This window comes from Antarctobacter sediminis, from assembly GCF_019218285.1.
GTDB lineage: Bacteria > Pseudomonadota > Alphaproteobacteria > Rhodobacterales > Rhodobacteraceae > Antarctobacter > Antarctobacter sediminis.
The window spans coordinates 626,018-645,982 of sequence record NZ_JAHUZG010000003.1 but is presented as its reverse complement, the minus strand read 5'-3'; the positions used below and the strand labels follow the sequence as shown (position 1 = coordinate 645,982).

The following is a 19,965-nucleotide window of genomic DNA, read 5'->3' as shown; positions in this document are numbered from 1 at the left end:
GGCTTGCGGAAGATGGCAGGATCAAAGGGCCGGGGAACGGCCCTGCAGACCTCTAGAAGCCCAATCAGCGAATGGTGCGCAACGAACGCGCACCAAACACTCCGGTCTCAGTAGGAATACTGGGCGTAGATCTTGCTGAGATCGCCGTTCCAGTCGCCATGGTAATGCTCCAGCAACTCGTCCGAGGGCACCTTGCCCGACTCGACGCTTTCCTTGAGCGCGTTGAGGAAATGGGTCTCGTCCGGGACAAGCCCCCCTGCCCCTTCGCGGCCACGGGCCACCAGCCCGGCTTCGGCGATTTCCAGCACCTGCCGCGCGAGATCGTGCATGTTGATGTCCCCCACCTGCGCCTGAAGCCCGTCGCGGGTGGCGGCAAGGCGCAGCGCCTCGCGGGTTTCGGCGTCCCAGCCCTTGGCCAGATCCCATGCCGCGTCCAGCGCCGATTGGTCGTACATCAGGCCAACCCAGAGCGCGGGCAGCGCGCAAAGCCGCCGCCACGGGCCGCCATCGGCGCCGCGCATTTCGATGTATTTCTTCATCCGCGCGTCGGGGAACGCGGTTGTCAGGTGGTCGGCCCAGTCCGACAACGTCGGTGTCTCACCCGGCAGCGCCGGCAATTTGCCGTCAAGGAAATCGCGGAAGGACATGCCCAGCGCATCGACGTAGACGCCATCGCGGTAGACGAAATACATCGGCACATCGAGCGCGTAGTCGACCCAGCGTTCAAAACCGAAACCTTCTTCGAAAACAAAAGGCAACATGCCGGTGCGCGAATCGTCCAGCGTTTCCCAGATCTGCATCCGCTTGGATTTCACGCCAACGGGCTTGCCCTCGAAGAAGGGCGAATTGGCGAATAGCGCGGTGGCCACGGGCGACAGCGCCAGCGCCACGCGCATCTTCTGCACCATGTCGGCCTCGGAGGCGAAATCAAGGTTCACCTGCACGGTGCAGGTGCGCCGCATCATCTGTTTGCCGGTGGTGCCCACCTTGTCCATGTAGGCATCCATGAGCTTGTAGCGGCCCTTGGGCATGAGGGGCATTTCCTCATGCGTCCAGATCGGCGCCGCGCCCAGCCCGATGAAACCCACGCCGATCTCGTCGGCGATGTCCTTGACCTGCCGCAGGTGTTCATTCACTTCGTCACAGGTCTGGTGGATGGTTTCCAAAGGCGCACCCGAGAGTTCCAGCGCGCCGCCCGGTTCGAGACTGACGTTGGCCCCGTCTTTGGTCAGGCCGATGATATGGCCGCCTTCACTGACCGGATCCCAGCCGTGGCGGTCACGCAGGCCTTCGAGCACGGCGCGGATCGACCGCTCGCCATCATAGGGCAGCGGTTTCAGCGTGTCCTTGCAATAGCCGAATTTCTCGTGCTCGGTGCCGATGCGCCAGTCCTCGCGCGGCTTGCAGCCGGAGGCGAGGTATTCGGCCAGCTGGGCCATGGACGTGATCGGCCCGCCGCCGGATTGGGGAATGGACATCGAAGGCTCCCGGTCTGCACTCGCGCGTTTGAACTTAACCTGTTGTCGCTTATCCGCCAGAGTGTCAATGCAACCGGCGCGCCGCATCGCGCACAGAGGGCGCGCGCCAGATGACAACCGGGTGAGCCGCCCCCTCTTGCATCTGGCGCAGCATGTGTTCGGTGCGGATGCCCGGCAGGGTGGCGAAGGCGTCAAATAGCTGGTCCGCACCCTTGGCGGTCAGCGGGATTTCAAGGCGCGGCTGGCCCGGCGCCATCAAGAGCCAGACCGGCGGCTCCGAGGTCGGGTCAAGGCTAAGTGCCTGCAAGGCATCAAGGTCGACAATCCCCCCCGACAGCGGGCCGAAATAGCTGACGCGCCGTTCGACAACCTGCACCACGCCGGGGCCGCCATCACCCTGACGAAAGCGGGCGCGCTGAATGCCGGTCACAGTCAGCGCCACGCCGAGGATGATGACGAGATAGCCGATCCAGTGCAGCAGCCCGCCACCGGTGAAAAAGCCCCAGTAAAGGCCCAGGAAAACCGTGACCAAACCGATCAGCGCCTCTTGCCAGCGGCGCAGCGCCTTGGCCGCTTCGGGGCGGATCATCTGGGGTCTCCCAGAGTGACGGGCCTGTTCAGCATCGCGATGCGGTAGTCGCCAACCCGGGTGAACCCGATGTTTTCATAACTGCGGGCCGCCTGTGGGGAGGCCGCAAAAAGGATCGCGGTTTCAATGCCCTGACCGGCGACTTCGGCCAACAATGCCCGCACCACACGCCCGCCCCGGCCCTTGCGGCGCAAATCGGACGGGACATAGACACCGCCCACCTGCACTGCCTGACCTGCCCGCGCATTGATCGCGGCCATGGCCACCGGCTGGCCCTCTTCGGTCATCACCCGCACCCGCGAGGACCCGACCGATGCCCGCGCCCGGGTTTCCGCAGCAGAGGCAAGATCGCCCGGGGGCGCGGTACCGGTTTCCTGCATGTAGGCGGCAAACCACTCGGCCAGCAGCGGTGTGTCGTCCTCTTGTGGCGCGCGGATATCCGACGCGCTTTCCAACCCGGCCAACGCCATCCGGTAAAGCGGCTCCACCCGGTTGATCTGCCATGCATCCTCGGCCACCGGCAGCGCATCCAGAACCGTCTGAACCTGCGGCGCGTCGCCGGTCATACCGCGCAGCGTGTAGCCTTTGAGCAGATGGGCGTAGGTCTGCGCTTCTGTCACGGTCAGGCCGGGCAGTTGGCACATCAGGAATCCGCCATTGGTGCAGCCGAAGATCCCCGTGATGCCGTCGCCGGTTTCGCGCAGGAAAAAGGCGGTGCCATGCGGATGCGTGGCGTTGTCGGTGCCGTGGGATTCGAGGTTGCCCAGCAGGAACATCGAGGTTTCCACGTGGGTTTCGAGGAAGGCAACCATTGGTCCTATGTCGGCGGATGTGGCCTTGCGGATCATCGCCAGTCTCCAAGTTTGTCCTGCCAGAGGGTCAGCGCCGCCACGGCGGCGGTATCGGCGCGCAGAATGCGCGGGCCAAGCGCGACCGGGTGGGCAAAGGGCAGTGCATGCAGCCGGTTGCGTTCGATTTCGGAAAAGCCGCCCTCGGGCCCGATGAGAATCGCCCATGGGCCGGGCGTGGCCGGCAGGGTGGCTGGCTTCCCGGCGCGGGATTCGTCGCAGAACATCAGGTGACGGTCCTGCGGCCAGTCGGCCAGCAGGCGGTCAAGCCGATGCAGGTCGGTAACTTCGGGGACAAAAGTAGCGCCGCATTGTTCCGCGGCCTCGGTTGCGTGAGCTTGAAGCCGATCCTGCCGGATGCGTTCGGAGTTGGTGTATTCGGTCTGCACGGGCAGGATGCGGCGCGCGCCCATCTCGACCGATTTTTCGACGATGAAATCGGTGCGGGCCTTCTTGATCGGCGCGAACATCAGCCAGAGATCGGGCGGCTGCCTCTGCGGGGCCGTCTGTTCAAGGCATGACAGGGTGCCGCCACGCTTGCCTGCCTCGACCACCTCGGCGCGCCATGCCCCGCTCTGGCCATTGAAAAGTGTAACCTGCGCGCCGGTCGTCAGCCGCATCACGCCAAAGAGGTAATGCGCCTGTTCCCGCGACAGGGTCACCTGTTGTCCCTCGCCGAGGGGGTGCTCTACAAAGAGCCGGATTTTCGGTGTCACCGTCATGGAGGGGACCATATGTCCGAGACGCATCAGAGACCAGAGGCCGATGGACAGGTCCGCGACGCCGTAAGCGGCAATTGGGTCGACCGCCACGCCCCGGCATGGACGCGTCCCTACCTGCGGCTAAGCCGGGCCGACCGGCCAATCGGCACTTGGCTTTTGTTGCTGCCCTGTTGGTGGGGGCTTTTGCTGTCGATCCTGCACGACGGGCAGGCGCGGTGGTTCGACCTGTGGATCTTTGCCGGCTGCGGCATCGGCGCGGTGCTGATGCGCGGCGCGGGCTGTACCTGGAACGACATCACCGACCGCGATTTCGACGGCTCTGTCGCGCGGACGGCCTCGCGTCCGATCCCTTCGGGACAGGTAAGCGCGAAACAGGCGCTGGCCTGGGCGGTGCTGCAATCCCTGCTGGGGTGCCTGATCCTTGTCACCTTTCCTCCCATGGCCATCCTGCTGGGTGTGGTGTCGCTGGTGCCCGTAGCGATCTATCCTTTTGCCAAGCGGTTCACCTGGTGGCCGCAGATCTTTCTGGGCATCGCCTTCAACTGGGGTGCATTGCTGGCGTGGACGGCACATAGCGGCAAACTGGAGCTGCCGGCCGTGCTGCTGTATCTGGCCGGGATGGCGTGGACGCTGTTCTATGACACGATCTATGCCCATCAGGACAAGGAAGACGACGCGCTGATCGGGGTGAAATCCACTGCCCGGCTGTTTGGTGACGACACGCCGAAGTGGCTGCGCCGTTTCCTAGTGGCCTCTGTCGTGCTGATGGGGCTGGCCATCGTGGCGGCCGCGCCGGACGGCAACCTGCTGGCACTGATCCTGATGATTGCGGGGCCTTGGGCGATGGGCTGGCACATGGTCTGGCAGATGCGGCGGTTGAAGATGGACGATGCCGATACACTGCTGATGCTGTTCCGATCCAACCGCGACGCCGGATTGCTGCCCGTGCTGTTTTTCGCCGTTGCGCTGATCGCCTGATTGCACCGTCCGGCGGGCTTGCGTATCTGTCTTGAAAACAACAAGGAAAAACACGCGCCCATGCGCCTCTCCTCGTTCTTCATCACAGGCGGCATCTTTGCCGCGGCAGGCGCCCTCAGCCTCGTCACTGCAAATTTCGCCGGCAGCGCGGTTGAACGCGCCTCACTCACCGGGGTTCTGTCAGAACTGGACGCCGAGGGCCTGACATGGGCCGAGGTCGACACCAACGGTTTGCAGGTGTTCCTTTTCGGGACCGCCCCAGACGAAGCCGCGCGGTTTCAGGCCCTTAGCGCCGCTGGCCGGGTTGTGGACACCAGCCGTGTGATTGACCAGATGCTGGTCGAGGAACCCGAGGAAATCGCGGCACCCAGCTTCTCGGTCGAGATCCTGCGCAACGACGCGGGCATTTCGGTGATCGGGCTTGTCCCCGCCAGCACCAAGCGCAAGGCGCTGATCGAGGATCTGCGCAAGACCGCAGGCGAGACCGAGGTCATGGACCTGCTGGAAACCGCTGACTATCCCGCCCCCGAAGGCTGGGCCGATGCGCTGCTTTTTGCCTCTGCCGCCCTGAAAGACCTGCCACGATCCAAGATCTCGGTCTCGGCAAGCGAAGTGTCGATCAAGGCGATGACCGAAAGCGCAGAGGCCCGCAGCCGGCTGGAAACCGCGCTGACCCGGCGCAAACCCGAAACACTGCGCCTTGCGCTGGAATTGTCGGCCCCGCGTCCGGTCATCTCGCCGTTTACCTTGCGATTCACCATCGATGATGCGGGCGCACGCTTTGCCGCCTGTTCGGCGGACACCGAAGAAGCCCGCGCCCGCATCCTGTCGGCCGCGGCCAAGGCCGGTGTCGAAGGCAAGGCCACCTGCCGCCTTGGGCTGGGCGTGCCCTCGCGCCGCTGGGCAGATGCGGTGGAAATTTCCATCTCCAAGCTGGCGGAACTGGGCCAGGGCACGCTGACCTTTTCCAACGCCGATATTTCCCTTGTTGCCGCGCAGGGCACCAATCAGGCCCGGTTTGATCGGATCGTGGGCGAACTGGAGGCTGCGCTGCCGGATCTGTTCGCGCTGAACGCCGACCTTCCCAAACCGCCCGAAGCCCAACCCGAAGGCATCCCGGATTTCGTCGCGACGCTCAGCCCCGAAGGCGCGGTGCAACTGCGCGGGCGGCTGGGATCGGAACAGGCACGCGTCACGGCCGACAGCTTTGCCCGCGCGTTGTTCAGTTCGGAAACCGTCTATACCGCCGCCCGCGTGACCGAGGGCCTGCCTGCGGACTGGACGGTTCGGGTTCTGGCCAGCCTTGATGCGCTGGCGATGCTGGCCAATGGCGCCGCGACCGTGACACCGGACCGTGTGGTCATTGCGGGCAAAACCGGCAACCCCGACGCTAGCACGCAAATCGCCGACCTGCTGGTTGCGAAACTTGGAGAGGCCGCAGCCTTTGACATCGACGTGGAATATGTCGAAGCGCTGGACCCGATTGCCGCCCTGCCCACCCCCGAGGAATGTGAGGCGATGATTGTCGAGGTCATTGGCGACCGCAAGATCACCTTTGAACCCGGCTCTGCCCGGCTGGATGCCTCGGCGGTCGACATCATGGACGAACTGGCCGACCTGCTGAAACAATGCGGCGACATCGCGCTGGAAATCGGCGGTCACACCGACAGCCAGGGCCGCGAGATCATGAATCAGGAACTGAGCCGTGACCGTGCGCAGGCGGTTCTGGACGCGCTGCGGATGCGGCGCGTGCCGACACGCTCGTACACCGCCAAAGGCTATGGCGAGACACTTCCGATCGCCGACAACGGCACCGAGGTCGGACGCGAAGCCAACCGCCGGATCGAATTCAAACTCTTGAAACCCGAGGCGGAAGAAGGCGAAGAAGTGAAAGACCCGGGCGATTCGGATCCTGCGGACGCGGACCCGGCTGCGGATGCCGCCCCGGTGGTGGACACGCCGCCCGTGGTTGTGAATCCGGAACTGGGCAAGATCCGGCCTCCGGCGGGCAGAAGGACAGAAGATGAATAGAACCGAATTCATCGTGACGACGGCAGCCATCCTTTTCGTGGCCTTCCTTCTGGGATGGTTCGCGCATTGGCTGGTGCATCGGTTCAAACGCGTGGCCCAGGCGGACATGGACCAACTGGAAAAGATGAGCCAGGAACTCCACGAGGCAGAAGAGACCCGCGATCAGGCCATCACCTACCTGCAACAACGCGAGGCCGAGCTGACCAGCCAACTGGCCCAGACAGAGGCCGAACTTTCGGCTGCGATGGATGGCTTGCGCGAGGCGCGTTCGGATGCAGAGGAAATGCGCGCCTATGTCGAGCGGATGAACCAGCAGGCCTGACACGGCACTGGCAGGTGGCGGGCCTTTCCAGCGGCCCGTCTATGTGGGATGACCGGGGCAGTTTTCGCGCGCCAAGGACCGCCCCATGACCCAGATCATCACTGCCCTTTCCGAAATTTCCGACCGTTACGACGCCATGTTCGTCGACCTCTGGGGCTGCGTGCACAATGGCGTGCAGGCGATCCCCTCGGCTGTCGAGGCGTTGCAGGGCTATCGCCAGCGCGGCGGCTGCGTGATCCTTGTCACCAACGCGCCGCGGGCGCGGTCCGAAGTGGCCAAGCAGCTGGACCGTTTTGGTGTGCCCACCGACGCATGGGACGATATCGCAACCTCGGGCGACAGCGCCCGGTCCGCGATGTTCCGCGGGGCGGTGGGCCGCAAGGTCTGGTTCATGGGCCAGACTTTCGACCAGAGCTTTTTCGAACCGCTCAAGATCATTGACGACCCAGTCAAGATCGAACAGGTCGAACTGGACGAGGCCGAGGGCATCGTCTGCTGCGGGCCCTTCGACCCGCACGCCGACCCCGAGGTGAACCGCCCGCAGTTCCTTTACGCCAAGCAAAAAGGCATGAAACTGCTCTGCGCCAACCCCGATATCGTCGTCGACCGGGGGGAGCGGCGCGAATGGTGCGCCGGTGCGCTGGCAAAGCTTTATACCGAGATGGGCGGCGAAAGCCTGTATTTCGGCAAACCGCATCCGCCGATCTACGACCTTGCCCGCCGCCGCCTGGCCGAGCACCGCAAAGGCGTGCAGGACGCGGGAATCCTGGCCGTGGGGGACGGGCCGCATACGGATATCGATGGCGCCATGGGAGAGGATCTCGATTCCCTCTTCATCAGTGGCGGATTGGCCCGCGAAGAGACCAAAACGACGCACCAACCAGAGCCGGATGCGCTAAACGCCTATGTCCAAAAGGAAATGATCAATCCGACATTCACCATTGGGACGCTGAGGTAAGGCAGATTTCGCTTGCCTTTGCTGCAACCGCAAAGTAATAAAATTACCGAAAGCGCAGGTCGACTGCGCATTTATTACCGGGCGGTTTGCAAATGGAGGGCCGGATGTTGGACAATATGCCCCGCGGCACGATCTGCATCGAAGACATCGAGATGGGGATGACCCGTTACCTGCGCAAACAGGTAACCGATCAGGACATCGAGATGTTTGCCGAGGTCTCGACCGACCGGAACCCGGTGCATCTGGACGATGACTATGCCCAGGACACCATCTTTGAGGGGCGGATCGCCCACGGGATGCTGACCGCCGGGCTGATCTCGGCCGTGATCGGCGAGCAGTTGCCCGGGCATGGAACGGTCTACATGGGCCAGACGCTGAAGTTTCTGGGGCCGGTGCGCCCCGGCGACGTGGTCTATGCCGAGGTCAAAGTGGTCGACATCGACCATGCCAAGCGCCGCGTGACGCTGGAAACCCATTGCGCGGTGGACGGCAAGAAGGTGCTGATCGGCGAGGCCAAGGTTCTGGCGCCCTCGCGCAAGTTCGACTGAGTTTCGCGGGCCGGTGCGCCCGATCTTCCTCACGACTGACGGCTGCCCGACCAAATGGTTCGGCAGCCGTTTTCACATCCGCCCCTTCAGCGCAACGCGTCAAAGGAAAAGCCTGCGGGGATGCCGTCGCGGCCGTCAAGGATCAGGTCGGCCATGACCTCGCCCACCTTGGGGGCCATGCCAAAGCCGATCTTGAAACCGCCGTTGGCAACGAAATGCCCCTCGCGCCCCGGCCATGCGCCCAGCAGCGGCGCACGGGAGCGCGCGCGCGGGCGCACCCCGGCCCAGCGTTCCAGCACGGTCGCGCCGTGCAGGGCGGGCACCGCCGCATAGGCGCGGTCGATCAGCGCCTGACACTGGTCATCCGTGGCTGTCGGGTCGTCGAAGTCGCGTTCCGAGGTCGACCCAACCGCCACCGTCCCGTCGGCATGCGGGACGATGTGCAGCCCATCGACGAACAGTTGCGGGTCTTCCTGCGCCGGGTAGCGCAACAGCACCGCCTGTCCCTTGACGCCATCGCCAACCTTGCGGCCCAGCGCCTCGGTCAGGTCCAGAAGGCCGCGCCAGCCGGTTGCCCAGACCACCGCGCCCTGATCTTCGGCCTCGGGCACGACATGTGCTCCCGACACCTCCAACGCGGCGACAAGCGCGGCACAGGCGCGGCGCGGGCACATGCGGGCGGTCAGCGTGTCCCGGATCAAAAGACCCGTCGGGCTGGACGGCGCAAGACCCCGCAGCCCTTCAGAGGCGATCACCTCCCATGTTGCGCAGCCCTGCCAAAGCTCTGCCGCGCCGCTGGCCCGCTGCCGTGCCAGCGCGACGGCATTCTCATCCGCCAAGGGCTGTAACCGCCCGGTGCGGGCATAGCCCGGGCTGACGCCGCCAGTGGACTCGACCTCGGCCCAGAAGGCTTCGGCCATCAGCAGGCTGTCCAGTTGAAAGGCTTTCTTGTCGTTCCAGTTCTCGGGCACATGAGGCGCCAGCGCGCCGACCACGCCGCCAGAAGACCCGGCCCCCGGCCCGAAAGGATCGACCACGCGCACCCTGGCGCCCCGCCGAACGCAGGCCCAGGCCACGGACAACCCAAAGATCCCTGCCCCGCGTACCGTCACCTCGACGCTTGCCATTGGCCGCTCTCCTCGTCAGAACTCGCCCCCGTTGATAAGGACAAATGCCATGAGCGACCAGAGCAACGGCCTGGACTGGCGGGGAGAGATCCCGGTTTCGACCCGGTTTGACGACCCCTATTACAGCCTTGAGAACGGGCTGGCGGAAACCGGCCATGTGTTCCTGAGCGGCAACGGATTGCCGGCCCGGTTCCGCGACGGGTTCCACATTGCCGAACTGGGGTTCGGCACCGGGCTGAACCTTTTGGCGGCGCTGCGGCTATGGCGCGACAGCGGGCAGAGCGGCGTCCTGCATTTCACCACTTTCGAAGCCTACCCCCTGACGCCCGAGGAAATGGTGCGCGCGCAGGGCGGGTTCCCCGAAATCGCGGATCTTGCGGCGGAACTGGCCCCGCATTGGGGGGCAGCGCGGTTCGATTTGCCCGACCTGCGGTTCGAGATGATCGAGGGCGACGCCCGCCAGCGCCTGCCCGAATGGCCGGGCCTGGCAGATGCCTGGTTCCTTGATGGCTTTGCCCCGGCCAAGAACCCCGAACTGTGGAACGAGGCGCTGATGGCAGAGGTCGCGCGCCACACGGCCCCCGGCGGCACGGCGGCCACCTATACGGCAGCGGGCCATGTGCGCCGCGCGCTGGAGGCCGCAGGGCTTGAGGTCACCCGTCAGCCGGGATATGGCCGAAAGCGTCACATGACGACAGCCTTCAAACCGCCGACCTCCTGCTGACCCCGTTTGCCGGGGCCGCCCGAGGCGGCGAAACCCCGGACATAGAGCTATGGCAACGCAGAACACGCGCCTCGGCATCTGGCTCATGGTGGCCACAACCTTCGTCTTTGCCTTGCAGGACGGAATCTCGCGTCACCTTGCGGCGGAATACAACGTCATGATGGTGGTCATGATCCGCTATTGGTTCTTCGCGGCCTTTGTCCTGACCATCGCGGGCCGCAAGGCCGGAGGCCTGCGCGCCGCCGCGCAAAGCGCCTTTCCCTGGTTGCAGGTGTTTCGCGGCGCGCTGCTGGTGGTCGAGATCAACGTGATGGTTCTGGCCTTTGTCTACCTGGGGCTGGTGGAAAGCCACGCGGTCTTTGCCGCCTATCCGCTGTTGGTGGCGGCGCTTTCCGGGCCGGTTCTGGGCGAACACGTGGGCTGGCGCCGCTGGACCGCCATCGCCGTGGGCTTTGTGGGCGTCATCATCATTCTGCAACCTTCGGGAGGCGTGTTCTCCCCCTATGCGGCGATCCCGTTGGTGGCAGCCCTGATGTTCGCGCTTTACGCGCTGCTGACGCGCTACGTCGCGCGGGGCGATTCCTCGGCCACCTCGTTTTTCTACACCGGGGTGTCGGGCGTGATCCTCGCCACAGCCATCGGCATCTGGTTCTGGGTGCCGATGACTTTGACGGATTGGGGCTGGATGGGGCTTTTGTGCCTGACCGGCGCGGCGGGGCATTACCTGATGATCCGCTGCTACGAGGTGGCCGAGGCCAGCGCGGTCCAGCCCTTTGCCTACCTGCAACTGGTCTTTGCCAGCACGCTGGGCCTGTTCGTCTTTGGCGAGACGCTGCGCTGGAACGTGGTCTTTGGCGCCGGCATGATCGTGGCGGCAGGGCTGTTCACGCTGTGGCGGGCACGGCAGAAAGAAGGCTAAGCCCCCTTACTGCAATGTCGATTTCAGCGTGCCGCCGGTCAGTTCCTGACTGAAGGGCACCGGATGCGGCGGCTTGCCCAGCCGCGCGCGGTAAACCGGCAGGCTTTCCGTCACACGCATGACGTAGTTGCGGGTTTCGTCAAAAGGGATCATCTCGATCCAGTCGATGATGTCGATGTCGCCCTTGCGCGGGTCACCGAACCGTTCCATCCAACCGATGGGCCGTCCCGGCCCCGCGTTGTACCCTGCTGCCATCATCACCGCGTTGCCGTCGAAACGATCCGCCAGACCTGCCAGATAGCGCGATCCCAGCCGCGCGTTATAGGCCGGGTCGGTCAGCAGGCGGTCAAGGTCGTATTCGATGCCAAGCTGCCCCGAGACCAGCTTGGCCGTGCCCGGCATCAACTGCATGTAGCCGCGTGCCCCCGCGCCCGAGATCACGCCGGGGTCGAATTCGGATTCGCGGCGCGCGATCGACAGGACCAGTTCCTTGGGCACCGGGTATTCGCTTTCGGTCACCTGCGGGTCCAGCGCGTAATAGGGACCGGGCAATTCGATGCCGAATTGCGCGGCGCGCTTGCCCAGCATGACCTGAATGTGCGGGCGGTTCATTTCCATCAGCATGGCGCCCAGACGGCCCATGCCTTCACGGTCCAGCCCTTCGGCCAGATGGGTCAGGAAACGTTCGCCGAGCGGCACCTCACCTGCGGCCAGCAAGAGAATACCGGCCTCGAAAACGCTGGACTTGGTAAAGGGGGCCTCGCGCCAATCGGGGAAAGCCTCCTTGCCCGAAAGCGTCGGGTCGGGCGGCAGACCCGCCTTTTCGGCGGCGAGCAACCCGTAGAAAGAAGTCTGGTACTTGGCACCCAGCGCATAGGCGTCTTTCGCCTTTTCCGCCTCGCCAGCAGCCTCGTAGGCGCGGCCCAGCCAATAGCCGCCGCGCCCGACGGAAATCGGTGTCCACACGGCCTCGCGGAAGTTTTCGAAATGCGCCACGGCCAGATCGGCGCGGTCGAGGTAACGCAGCGCCAGAAAGCCCGCGATCCATTCCAGTTCGGCATAGTCGCTGCCATCGACCAGCCAATGATTGGCCGCGATTTCATAGGCCTCAGCATAGGCACCGTCGCGCATCCGGTCACGGGCCAGATCTATGCGTTCGGGTGCCCAGGCCCAGGGTTCGCCCAGACCCGACGGGCTGGCCGATTGCTCCCGCAGAAGGGCAATCGCATCTTCTGTCCGTCGCTTGCGCACACGCCAAAGGAACCGTTCATAGGCAAGCCCGGGATGATCGGCCAATTCCTCGGGGACTTTGGCGATCAGCGCGTCGACCCCGGGGGCCGAGGTCCGCAGGGCGATGCGCGCCTGCGCGAGTGCCTGCCAGCCTTCATCGACAAGGCCCATCATCTGGCCTGCGTCGCGGCTCCAGCCTTGCCAGAGGGCCATGTCCAGCCGCGCCTCGTGGTGCGGGCCAAGGATCTCGCCCCATGTTTCAAGAAACGCGCGGCGTTCGTCCGACGTCATGGTCAGCGTGCGCCACGCCAGAACGATATCTGCCTGCGCAGCCCCTTCGTTGCCCGCCGCCATATGCGCGCGCGCCAACGACAGCGCACCGCTGCCGGTTTGTGGCAGATCGTCGGCAAAGAACCCGCGGATCTGTTCCAGAGATGCCTCGGACATCACCGGTTCGGTTTTTTCGCGCAGATAGGGCAAGCCGGGCCAATCCGGATTGCGGGACAGGAAATCCAACACCTCGCGGTGATCGCCCCGCCCAGCGCGCAGCGCGTGCCAAAGGATGACGTCCACCGCCACCTGTCCGTCGCCACGTGCGGCGATTCGGGCCGCAGCCCAGTTTCCCTGGCGCATGGACTCCATGGCCTTGGCCAATGCGGCCCCGCGTTCCTGCGCCATGGCAGGAAGGGTAGTGATCAGCAGCAACAACAGTGCAAGGAGACGCGACATCGACTTGCTTTTTCCGTGATGAAAAGGAATAGACGCTTCTTGCAAAGGATACGTCCGGAGCGGGCTCGTGCAACTCACATAGTCGCGGGGTCGGCGGGTTTCCACCGCAAGCCGTACCGGATCTGAACATTAGAAGGAGCGTGTCATGTTCAAAGGTTCAATGCCTGCCCTGGTCACGCCGTTCAAGGACGGCGCCGTGGATTTCGACACGCTCAAAAAGCTGGTCGACTGGCACATCGCCGAAGGTTCGCACGGGTTGGTCCCGGTGGGCACCACCGGCGAAAGCCCGACGCTGACCCATCGTGAACACGAAGAGGTCATTGCTTGCGTGGTCGAAGCCGTTGCAGGCCGCATCCCGGTCATCGCCGGGGCCGGTTCGAACAATACCGACGAAGCGATCCGTTTCACCGAATATGCCGCCAAGGTCGGCGCCGATGGCGCGCTGGTCGTCACGCCCTATTACAACAAGCCGACACAGGCGGGCATGATCGCGCATTTCACCGCCGTGCATGACTGCGCCGAAATTCCGATCGTGATCTACAACATCCCGGGCCGGTCGGTGGTGGACATGTTGCCCGCGACCATGGGCGAACTGGCCAAGCTGCCGCGGATCGTGGGCGTCAAGGATGCCACCGGCGATCTGGCCCGTGTCTGCCAACAGCGCCTGACCTGCGGTACGGACTTTCTGCAAATCTCGGGCGAAGATGCCACCGCGCATGGGTTCAACGCGCAGGGCGGCGTTGGCTGTATCTCGGTCACGGCGAACGTGGCCCCCCGGCTTTGCGCCCTGCTGCAAGAGGCCTGCCTTGCCGGCGACTATGCCAAAGCGCTGGAAATTCAGGACAAGCTGATGCCGCTGCATATCGCGATCTTCACCGAGCCGGGTCTTTGCGGCGCGAAATACGCTATGTCGAAACTGGGCCTGTGTTCCGAAGAGGTGCGCCTGCCGCTGGTGCCGCTGACCGAGGCCACCAAGGCCAAAGTGGACGCGGCGCTGGCACATGCTGGGCTGATCGGCTGAGGAAGAAACGACCGGTGCCGGGCCAAAGCACGCCCACCCACTCCTAAAGACAAGGGCCGGACCCCAAACGGGATCCGGCCCTTTTTCATGTCTGCCGATATGGTCGGGCCTATTGGCCCACGGTGGATTCAATACCCTCGGGCTGACCGACGACCACGAACCGCAGCTCCTCGGGTTTCATCAGCTCACCTGCCACGCGCTTGACGTCCTCCAGCGTGACCGCCTCGATCTTGTCGTTACGAGTAAAGACATAGTCCGGCGACAGGCCATCCAACTGCATCCCCACAAGGATCTTGGCAATCGGAGCATTGCCGTCAAAACGCAGGGGATAGGCCCCGGTCAGGTAGGTCTTGGCGCGTTCCAGTTCCTCGGGTGTGGCGCCTTCGCTGGCCATCTTTGCCCATTCGTCGCGGATCACCTGAATCGTCTCGGCCATGCGGTCGTTGGCCGAAGCCACGCGGCCCAGCATCAATTCTGCATGTTCACGCGGCGCGAGGTAGGAATAGACGCCATAGGTCAGGCCGCGTTTTTCGCGCACCTCGTTCATCAATCGCGCCTCGAAGCCGCCGCCGCCGAAAATCGTGTTCAGCACATAGGCGGCAAAAAAATCGGGATCGTCCCGCTTCATTCCCTTGTGACCGAAGATCGCCACCGACTGCGGCGTGTCAAAGGGAACCACGGTCACGCCGGACGTGGTCGAAACCTCGATATCGGCAGGCTGCGGCGCACCTGTTTCGGGCAGGCCAAGGAACAGTTTGTCCAAAAGCACGCCCAGTTCTTCGGCGCTGATGTCCCCGGCGGCGGCGACATAGACGCGATCCTGCGCCAAGGCCGCACGGTGGGCTGCGACGATGTCATCGCGGGTCAACGCGGTCACGCTGTCCAGCGTGCCATTCTGGTTGGTGCCATAGGGGTGATCGCCAAAGACAAGGCCATAGAAAGCATCCCCCACGATCTCATCGGGATCGGTTGCATCCGAGCGGATGGCGGAAATCACCTGCGCCCGGACCCGGTCGATGTCTGCCTCGTCAAAACGCGGCGAGACCAGCGAGGCCCGCAACAGATCGACAGCCTCGTCCCGCGTTTCGGTCAGGAACTTGGCCGAAATCCGCACCGTGTCGTCGCCCACGTCATAGCGGAACTGCGCGGCAAGCCCGTCCCGCGCCTCGGCAAACCCGCGGGCGTCCAGATCTTCGGCCCCTTCTTCCAGCAGGCCGACCATCAGGTTGGTGGCTCCGCGCTTACCCGGCGCATCCAGCGAAGCACCTCCAAGGAACCGGATTTCCAGAGCAACGAAGGGGATCGAAGGTTCCTCGACAAGCCAGGCCTTGAAACCTCCGGGGCTTTCGACCTCTTGGATTTCGGCCGCAGCGTGAACAGAGAAACCGGCACAGATAAGGCCGACGGTCAGGATAAAACGGCGGATCATTGGGTCACCTCCTGAAGACGGTCCTGTTTCTGGGCTCCCATCACGTAACCGGTGACGGACTGGCGGCGGTCAAAGACCTTTTTCGCGGCGGCGATAATCTCTTCGCCCGTGACCGCTTGCAGAACGTCGGGCCATTCCTGAACGTCCTCGACGGTCAACCCGGTGGTCAGCGCATTGCCATAGCGGCGCGCGATGCTGCCCGGGTTGTCCAGTGCATAGATCTGCTGTGCCTTGATCTGGAACTTGATCCGGTCAAGCTGTTGCGGATCGATGCCGTTTTCAATCAGATCGGCCAACACACCGTCCAGCGCGGCCTCCCCCTCTTCCAGCGTGACACCTGCGGCGGGCACCACAACAAGGTTAAAGCTGGATACGTCCAGTGTGGTGCTGTCGTAATAAGCGTCGGTATAGACGGCCACCCGTGTATCGAACTGCAAGCGCTGCGTCAGGACCGAGGTCTGCCCCCCGGCCAGAACCTGCGCCAACAGGCTAAGCGCGGCGGCCTCTTGCTGGGCACCGGACTGGCGCGCCGGCGCAATATAGCTGCGGGTCATGTAGGGCTGTGCGACGCGCGGGTCGTTGTAGGTCATGCGCCGCTCCGAGGTCTGAGGCGGCTCTTGCGGCCGAACGCGCGGCAGCACGAGGTCAGGGTTGGGCGGTAGCGGGGCGTAATGCTCTTGGGCCAGCGCGCGCACCTCTTCGGGAGTGACATCCCCGGCCACGATCAGGATCGCGTTATTGGGCGCATAATACTTGCGGTAATAGGCCAGCGCATCGTCCAGATCCAACTGCTCCATCTCGTGCCGCCAGCCGATGACCGGCGTGCCATAGGGATGGTTCAGGTACAGCGCCGCACTTTTTTGTTCCCGGAACAGGGCACCGGGGCTGTTTTCGACGCGCTGGTTGCGTTCTTCGATAATGACTTCGCGTTCTGTTAGGATGTCCTCTTCGGACAGTCGGAGATTGACCATGCGGTCCGCCTCCATCCGCATCATCAGACCAAGCCGGTCCGCCGCCACGCGCTGATGGTAGGCGGTGGTGTCAAAGCTGGTAAAGGCATTGTCCGTCCCGCCATTCAGCGCCACCGTGGCGCTGAATTCACCGGGGGCCAGAGTATCCGTGCCCTTGAACAGCAGATGTTCGAGGAAATGCGCCACACCCGACACGCCCCTTTCCTCATCCGCCGATCCGGCGCGGTACCAGACCATGTGAACCACGACCGGCGCGCGGTGATCTTCGATCACGACCACGTCCATGCCGTTGTCCAGCGCGAAACTGGTCACTTTTCCGGTTTCCTGTGCGGACACCGTGATCGGCGAGACAATCGAGAGGGTGAGGGCGAAAAGCAGTCTCAGTCGGCGCATGCGGCATCCTCTGTTTGTTCGGATGACGCATTAGGTACGCGGGATAACGACAACTTCAAGCCGGATTACGGTCTCGTGACCTTGTCGTGGGATGCCGATTATTCCTCGGGCGGCGCGGCGGGCGTCTTGGCCCCGGCCCTGCGATAGACCCGCAGCCAGCGATAGGGATCCAGCGTTTCGCGCTTGTACGCCTTGTAATAGTCGTCCTCAGGCACAATCGACCAATTGAAAATCGACTTGGACCGGCGGAATGCCGCGTCCTTTTCGGCCAGCTCCTGACGCACGCCCGGATCACGGCCAAACCGGCTGGCCCGCTGGATCAGCGCACCATCACCGGCCGGAACGCCCTGACCGCGCGCGACAAGGCGCGCCGGATTGCCGCCAAGCGCCGCGACGGCATCCGCCTTGGGCGTCTGGTCGGTGCGGTTAGCACCACCCGGCGTGGGCGGAGGCAGCGCCGAATAACTGTCCGGCGTCTGCAATGGTTTGTTCGGAACGATGGCAAATTCCTCGGGCTGCACACTGTTGGTGCGCAGATCGTGCAGGGGTTTGTCCCGATCGATCGCCGCGCAAGACGCGACACCGGCAAGACCAAGGATTGCAACCAGATGCGCGCGCCGCATCGCTTCCCTCCAGATTCCGAGTTTCGCCAGCCTTAGCGCATCTGGCAGGCGGCGTCACGGGGCCTTTTTGCGCGACGGGAAAAGGATCAGCCCGAAGGCGCCGACAAAAATCGCAATATCCGCCACGTTGAAGGCAAAGGGATTGTCGATGCCGCAACAGGACATGTTCAGGAAATCGGCCACCGCGCCATAAACCAGCCGGTCAACCACGTTGCCCAGCGCGCCGCCGATCAGCAGCCCCGCAGACATCAACCCCATCCGCCCCGGCGGATCGCGGCGCATCCAGACCAGCACGAACAGCACGATGCCAAGAGCGACCGAAATCAGGATCCAGCGTGTCGCCGCCGCATCACCGGCAAACAACCCGAAATTCACCCCGTAATTCCACGCCATGCGGAAATTCAGAAATGGCGGAAAAACCTCGATCGACAGCTTGTTCCCCAAGCCCATCACGTGCACGATAAGGTATTTCGTGACCTGATCCAGCAGAAAGATCACCAGCGTCACCCAGAACACCAGTTTCAATCCGCCTGTTCGTTTCGCAGACTGTGCCAGAACCGCCTCCCGCGTTTTTCGGTCGCAGACCTAGTGAGCCACATAGGGGCGCGCAAGCGGCTTTGCCATCACGCGCCCAACGGCAGGCTTCTTCTTGGTCCAAATACTCCAGCGCCGTGGCCACAGGCGAAGGGGGCATGCTGAATACATGCCGCGGCACGCCCCCCCTGCCCCTCAATGGCGGAAATGGCGCATCCCGGTAAAGACCATGGCCAGCCCGGCCTCGTCCGCGGCGGCGATCACCTCGTCGTCACGCATCGAGCCGCCCGGCTGGATCACGCAGGTCGCACCTGCCGCAGCCGCTTCCATCAAACCGTCCGGGAAGGGAAAGAACGCATCCGAAGCCACGGCAGAGCCTTGCGTCAGCGGTGCCGGCAGGCCCAGCGACTCGGCCATACGTTCGGCTTTCTTGGCGGCGATCAGGGCCGAATCGACGCGGCTCATCTGGCCCGCGCCGACCCCGACCGTGGCGCCGTCCTTGACGTAGACGATAGCGTTGGACTTGACGTGCTTGGCGACTTTCCACGCGAACAGCAGATCCTGCATCTGTGCCTCTGTCGGGGCGATCTTGGTCACCACCTTCAGATCTTCCAGCGCGCGTGCGCCGTTGTCGCGGTCCTGCACCAGCAGACCGCCCGACACCTGCCGCCATGCCAGCCCGGCAGAGGCCGGGTTGGCCAGACCGGGGGCAAGGATCAGACGCAGGTTCTTTTTCTTTGCAAAGATGTCCTTGGCGTCCTGATGGATGGCCGGGGCGATGACCACCTCGGTAAAGATCTCGGCAATCGCCTCGGCGGTTTCGCCGTCCAGCGCGCCGTTCAGCGCCACGATGCCGCCAAAAGCCGAGGTGCGGTCACAATCAAAAGCCTTCTGATAGGCCTCTTTCATGGTGGCACCGCGCGCCACACCCGACGGGTTTGCGTGTTTGATGATCGCACAGGCCGGGCCGTCGGCGGGCAGGAATTCCGATACCAGTTCGAACGCCGCATCGGTGTCGTTGATGTTGTTATAGCTCAGCTCCTTGCCCTGAAGCTGTTCCGCCGTGGCGACGCCGGGACGGTTCGATCCGTCAACGTAGAAGGCCGCGTTCTGATGCGGGTTTTCACCGTAGCGCAGGCTTTGCGACAACGTCCCGGCAAAGACCCGGCGGCGCGGGGTTTCCTCGCCGATGGCGGCGGCCATCCATGTGCTGACGGCGGCATCATAGGCGCCCGTGCGGGCATAGGCGATCTGCGCTTGTTTCTTGCGGAAGCCCAGCGAGATCTGGCCATCGTTGGCCTCCAGCTCGGCCAGAAGTGCGGCGTAGTCCTCGACGTCGACGATCGTGGTGACAAAGGCGTGGTTCTTGGCCGCCGCACGGATCATGGCCGGGCCGCCAATGTCGATGTTCTCGATGCAGGTATCATAGTCGGCACCCTTGGCGACGGTCTCTTCGAACGGGTAGAGGTTCACCACCAGCAGGTCGATCGGCACGATGCCGTGTTCCGCCATCGAGGCAACGTGCATCCCGTTGTCGCGCAGCGCCAGCAGGCCACCGTGCACCTTGGGGTGCAACGTCTTGACCCGACCATCCATCATTTCCGGAAAGCCGGTCAGATCGGCCACGTCACGCACGTCCAGCCCGGCCTCGCGCAGCGCCTTGGCCGATCCGCCCGTCGACAGCAGTTCGATCCCTTTGTCGGCCAGCGCGCGACCGAGGTCGATCAGGCCGGTCTTGTCAGATACGGAAAGCAGCGCGCGGCGCACGGGCTGAAGGTCGGACATGCGGGA

Annotated in this window: 19 protein-coding genes; 8 read left to right on the top strand and 11 right to left on the bottom strand. The window is 64.0% G+C overall.

The window, feature by feature from the left end; all coding sequences use genetic code 11:
- Positions 1-107 precede the first annotated feature (107 nt).
- The 4 genes from KJP30_RS18140 to KJP30_RS18125 all read right to left on the bottom strand — a co-directional run bounded on the left by KJP30_RS18140 (position 108) and on the right by KJP30_RS18125 (position 3,664).
- Positions 108-1,478 (bottom strand): glutamate--cysteine ligase, encoded by a 1,371-nt coding sequence (locus tag KJP30_RS18140; protein ID WP_218450742.1) that lies wholly within the window; start codon positions 1,476-1,478, stop codon positions 108-110.
- Between the two features lie 64 nt (positions 1,479-1,542).
- A complete protein-coding gene (locus KJP30_RS18135; RefSeq protein WP_218450741.1) occupies positions 1,543-2,067 on the bottom strand; it encodes a hypothetical protein in 525 nt (174 codons plus the stop codon).
- Positions 2,064-2,915 carry a GNAT family N-acetyltransferase gene (locus tag KJP30_RS18130; RefSeq protein WP_218450740.1) on the bottom strand — a complete coding sequence of 284 codons (852 nt, stop codon included), beginning with the start codon at positions 2,913-2,915 and terminating at the stop codon, positions 2,064-2,066. The genes KJP30_RS18135 and KJP30_RS18130 overlap by 4 nt, the downstream gene beginning before the upstream one ends.
- On the bottom strand, positions 2,912-3,664 hold the full coding sequence (locus tag KJP30_RS18125; RefSeq protein WP_246594598.1) for a 16S rRNA (uracil(1498)-N(3))-methyltransferase: 753 nt from the start codon (positions 3,662-3,664) through the stop codon (positions 2,912-2,914). The genes KJP30_RS18130 and KJP30_RS18125 overlap by 4 nt, the downstream gene beginning before the upstream one ends.
- Here KJP30_RS18125 and ubiA point away from each other — a divergent pair.
- The 5 genes from ubiA (at position 3,650) to KJP30_RS18100 (ending at position 8,474) form a co-directional block, all read left to right on the top strand.
- The gene (gene ubiA / locus KJP30_RS18120) at positions 3,650-4,615 is read left to right on the top strand and encodes a 4-hydroxybenzoate octaprenyltransferase (protein ID WP_246594597.1); all 966 of its coding nucleotides are present in this window, start codon (positions 3,650-3,652) and stop codon (positions 4,613-4,615) included. The genes KJP30_RS18125 and ubiA overlap by 15 nt on opposite strands.
- A 60-nt stretch (positions 4,616-4,675) precedes the next feature.
- Positions 4,676-6,646, top strand: a complete 1,971-nt coding sequence (locus KJP30_RS18115) for an OmpA family protein (protein ID WP_218450737.1) — start codon at positions 4,676-4,678, stop codon at positions 6,644-6,646.
- Entirely contained in the window at positions 6,639-6,968 is a 330-nt protein-coding gene (locus tag KJP30_RS18110; protein ID WP_218450736.1) for a hypothetical protein, read from the top strand. The genes KJP30_RS18115 and KJP30_RS18110 overlap by 8 nt, the downstream gene beginning before the upstream one ends.
- Before the next feature lie 85 nt (positions 6,969-7,053).
- Positions 7,054-7,926, top strand: coding sequence for a TIGR01459 family HAD-type hydrolase (locus KJP30_RS18105; RefSeq protein WP_218450735.1), 873 nt, complete (start codon positions 7,054-7,056; stop codon positions 7,924-7,926).
- Positions 7,927-8,030: 104 nt separating this feature from the next.
- On the top strand, positions 8,031-8,474 hold the full coding sequence (locus tag KJP30_RS18100; RefSeq protein ID WP_218450734.1) for a MaoC family dehydratase: 444 nt from the start codon (positions 8,031-8,033) through the stop codon (positions 8,472-8,474).
- 86 nt (positions 8,475-8,560) lie between these two features.
- Here KJP30_RS18100 and KJP30_RS18095 read toward each other — a convergent pair whose 3' ends face one another.
- Positions 8,561-9,601 (bottom strand): NAD(P)/FAD-dependent oxidoreductase, encoded by a 1,041-nt coding sequence (locus tag KJP30_RS18095; RefSeq protein WP_218450733.1) that lies wholly within the window; start codon positions 9,599-9,601, stop codon positions 8,561-8,563.
- A gap of 49 nt (positions 9,602-9,650) precedes the next feature.
- Here KJP30_RS18095 and mnmC2 point away from each other — a divergent pair, with 49 nt between their 5' ends.
- Both mnmC2 and KJP30_RS18085 read left to right on the top strand, forming a co-directional pair.
- Entirely contained in the window at positions 9,651-10,325 is a 675-nt protein-coding gene (mnmC2, locus tag KJP30_RS18090) for a tRNA (5-methylaminomethyl-2-thiouridine)(34)-methyltransferase MnmC2 (RefSeq protein ID WP_218450732.1), read from the top strand.
- A gap of 49 nt (positions 10,326-10,374) precedes the next feature.
- Positions 10,375-11,244 carry a DMT family transporter gene (locus tag KJP30_RS18085; RefSeq protein WP_218450731.1) on the top strand — a complete coding sequence of 290 codons (870 nt, stop codon included), beginning with the start codon at positions 10,375-10,377 and terminating at the stop codon, positions 11,242-11,244.
- A 6-nt stretch (positions 11,245-11,250) separates the two neighbouring features.
- Here KJP30_RS18085 and KJP30_RS18080 read toward each other — a convergent pair whose 3' ends face one another.
- Complete coding sequence (locus KJP30_RS18080) at positions 11,251-13,203, bottom strand: lytic transglycosylase domain-containing protein (protein ID WP_218450730.1); 1,953 nt, start codon at positions 13,201-13,203, stop codon at positions 11,251-11,253.
- Between the two features lie 145 nt (positions 13,204-13,348).
- Between KJP30_RS18080 and dapA the strand changes: the two genes are divergently transcribed.
- Entirely contained in the window at positions 13,349-14,224 is an 876-nt protein-coding gene (gene dapA, locus KJP30_RS18075; RefSeq protein ID WP_218450729.1) for a 4-hydroxy-tetrahydrodipicolinate synthase, read from the top strand.
- A 109-nt stretch (positions 14,225-14,333) separates the two neighbouring features.
- Here dapA and KJP30_RS18070 read toward each other — a convergent pair whose 3' ends face one another.
- The 5 genes from KJP30_RS18070 to purH form a co-directional block, all read right to left on the bottom strand.
- The gene (locus KJP30_RS18070; protein WP_218450728.1) at positions 14,334-15,653 is read right to left on the bottom strand and encodes a M16 family metallopeptidase; all 1,320 of its coding nucleotides are present in this window, start codon (positions 15,651-15,653) and stop codon (positions 14,334-14,336) included.
- Entirely contained in the window at positions 15,650-17,017 is a 1,368-nt protein-coding gene (locus KJP30_RS18065; RefSeq protein ID WP_218450727.1) for a M16 family metallopeptidase, read from the bottom strand. The genes KJP30_RS18070 and KJP30_RS18065 overlap by 4 nt, the downstream gene beginning before the upstream one ends.
- 98 nt (positions 17,018-17,115) lie before the next feature.
- Positions 17,116-17,640, bottom strand: a complete 525-nt coding sequence (locus KJP30_RS18060) for a DUF3035 domain-containing protein (protein WP_218450726.1) — start codon at positions 17,638-17,640, stop codon at positions 17,116-17,118.
- A 54-nt stretch (positions 17,641-17,694) separates the two neighbouring features.
- Positions 17,695-18,165, bottom strand: a complete 471-nt coding sequence (gene lspA, locus KJP30_RS18055; RefSeq protein WP_218450725.1) for a signal peptidase II — start codon at positions 18,163-18,165, stop codon at positions 17,695-17,697.
- Between the two features lie 204 nt (positions 18,166-18,369).
- Entirely contained in the window at positions 18,370-19,959 is a 1,590-nt protein-coding gene (purH, locus tag KJP30_RS18050; RefSeq protein ID WP_218450724.1) for a bifunctional phosphoribosylaminoimidazolecarboxamide formyltransferase/IMP cyclohydrolase, read from the bottom strand.
- Positions 19,960-19,965: the final 6 nt, after the last annotated feature.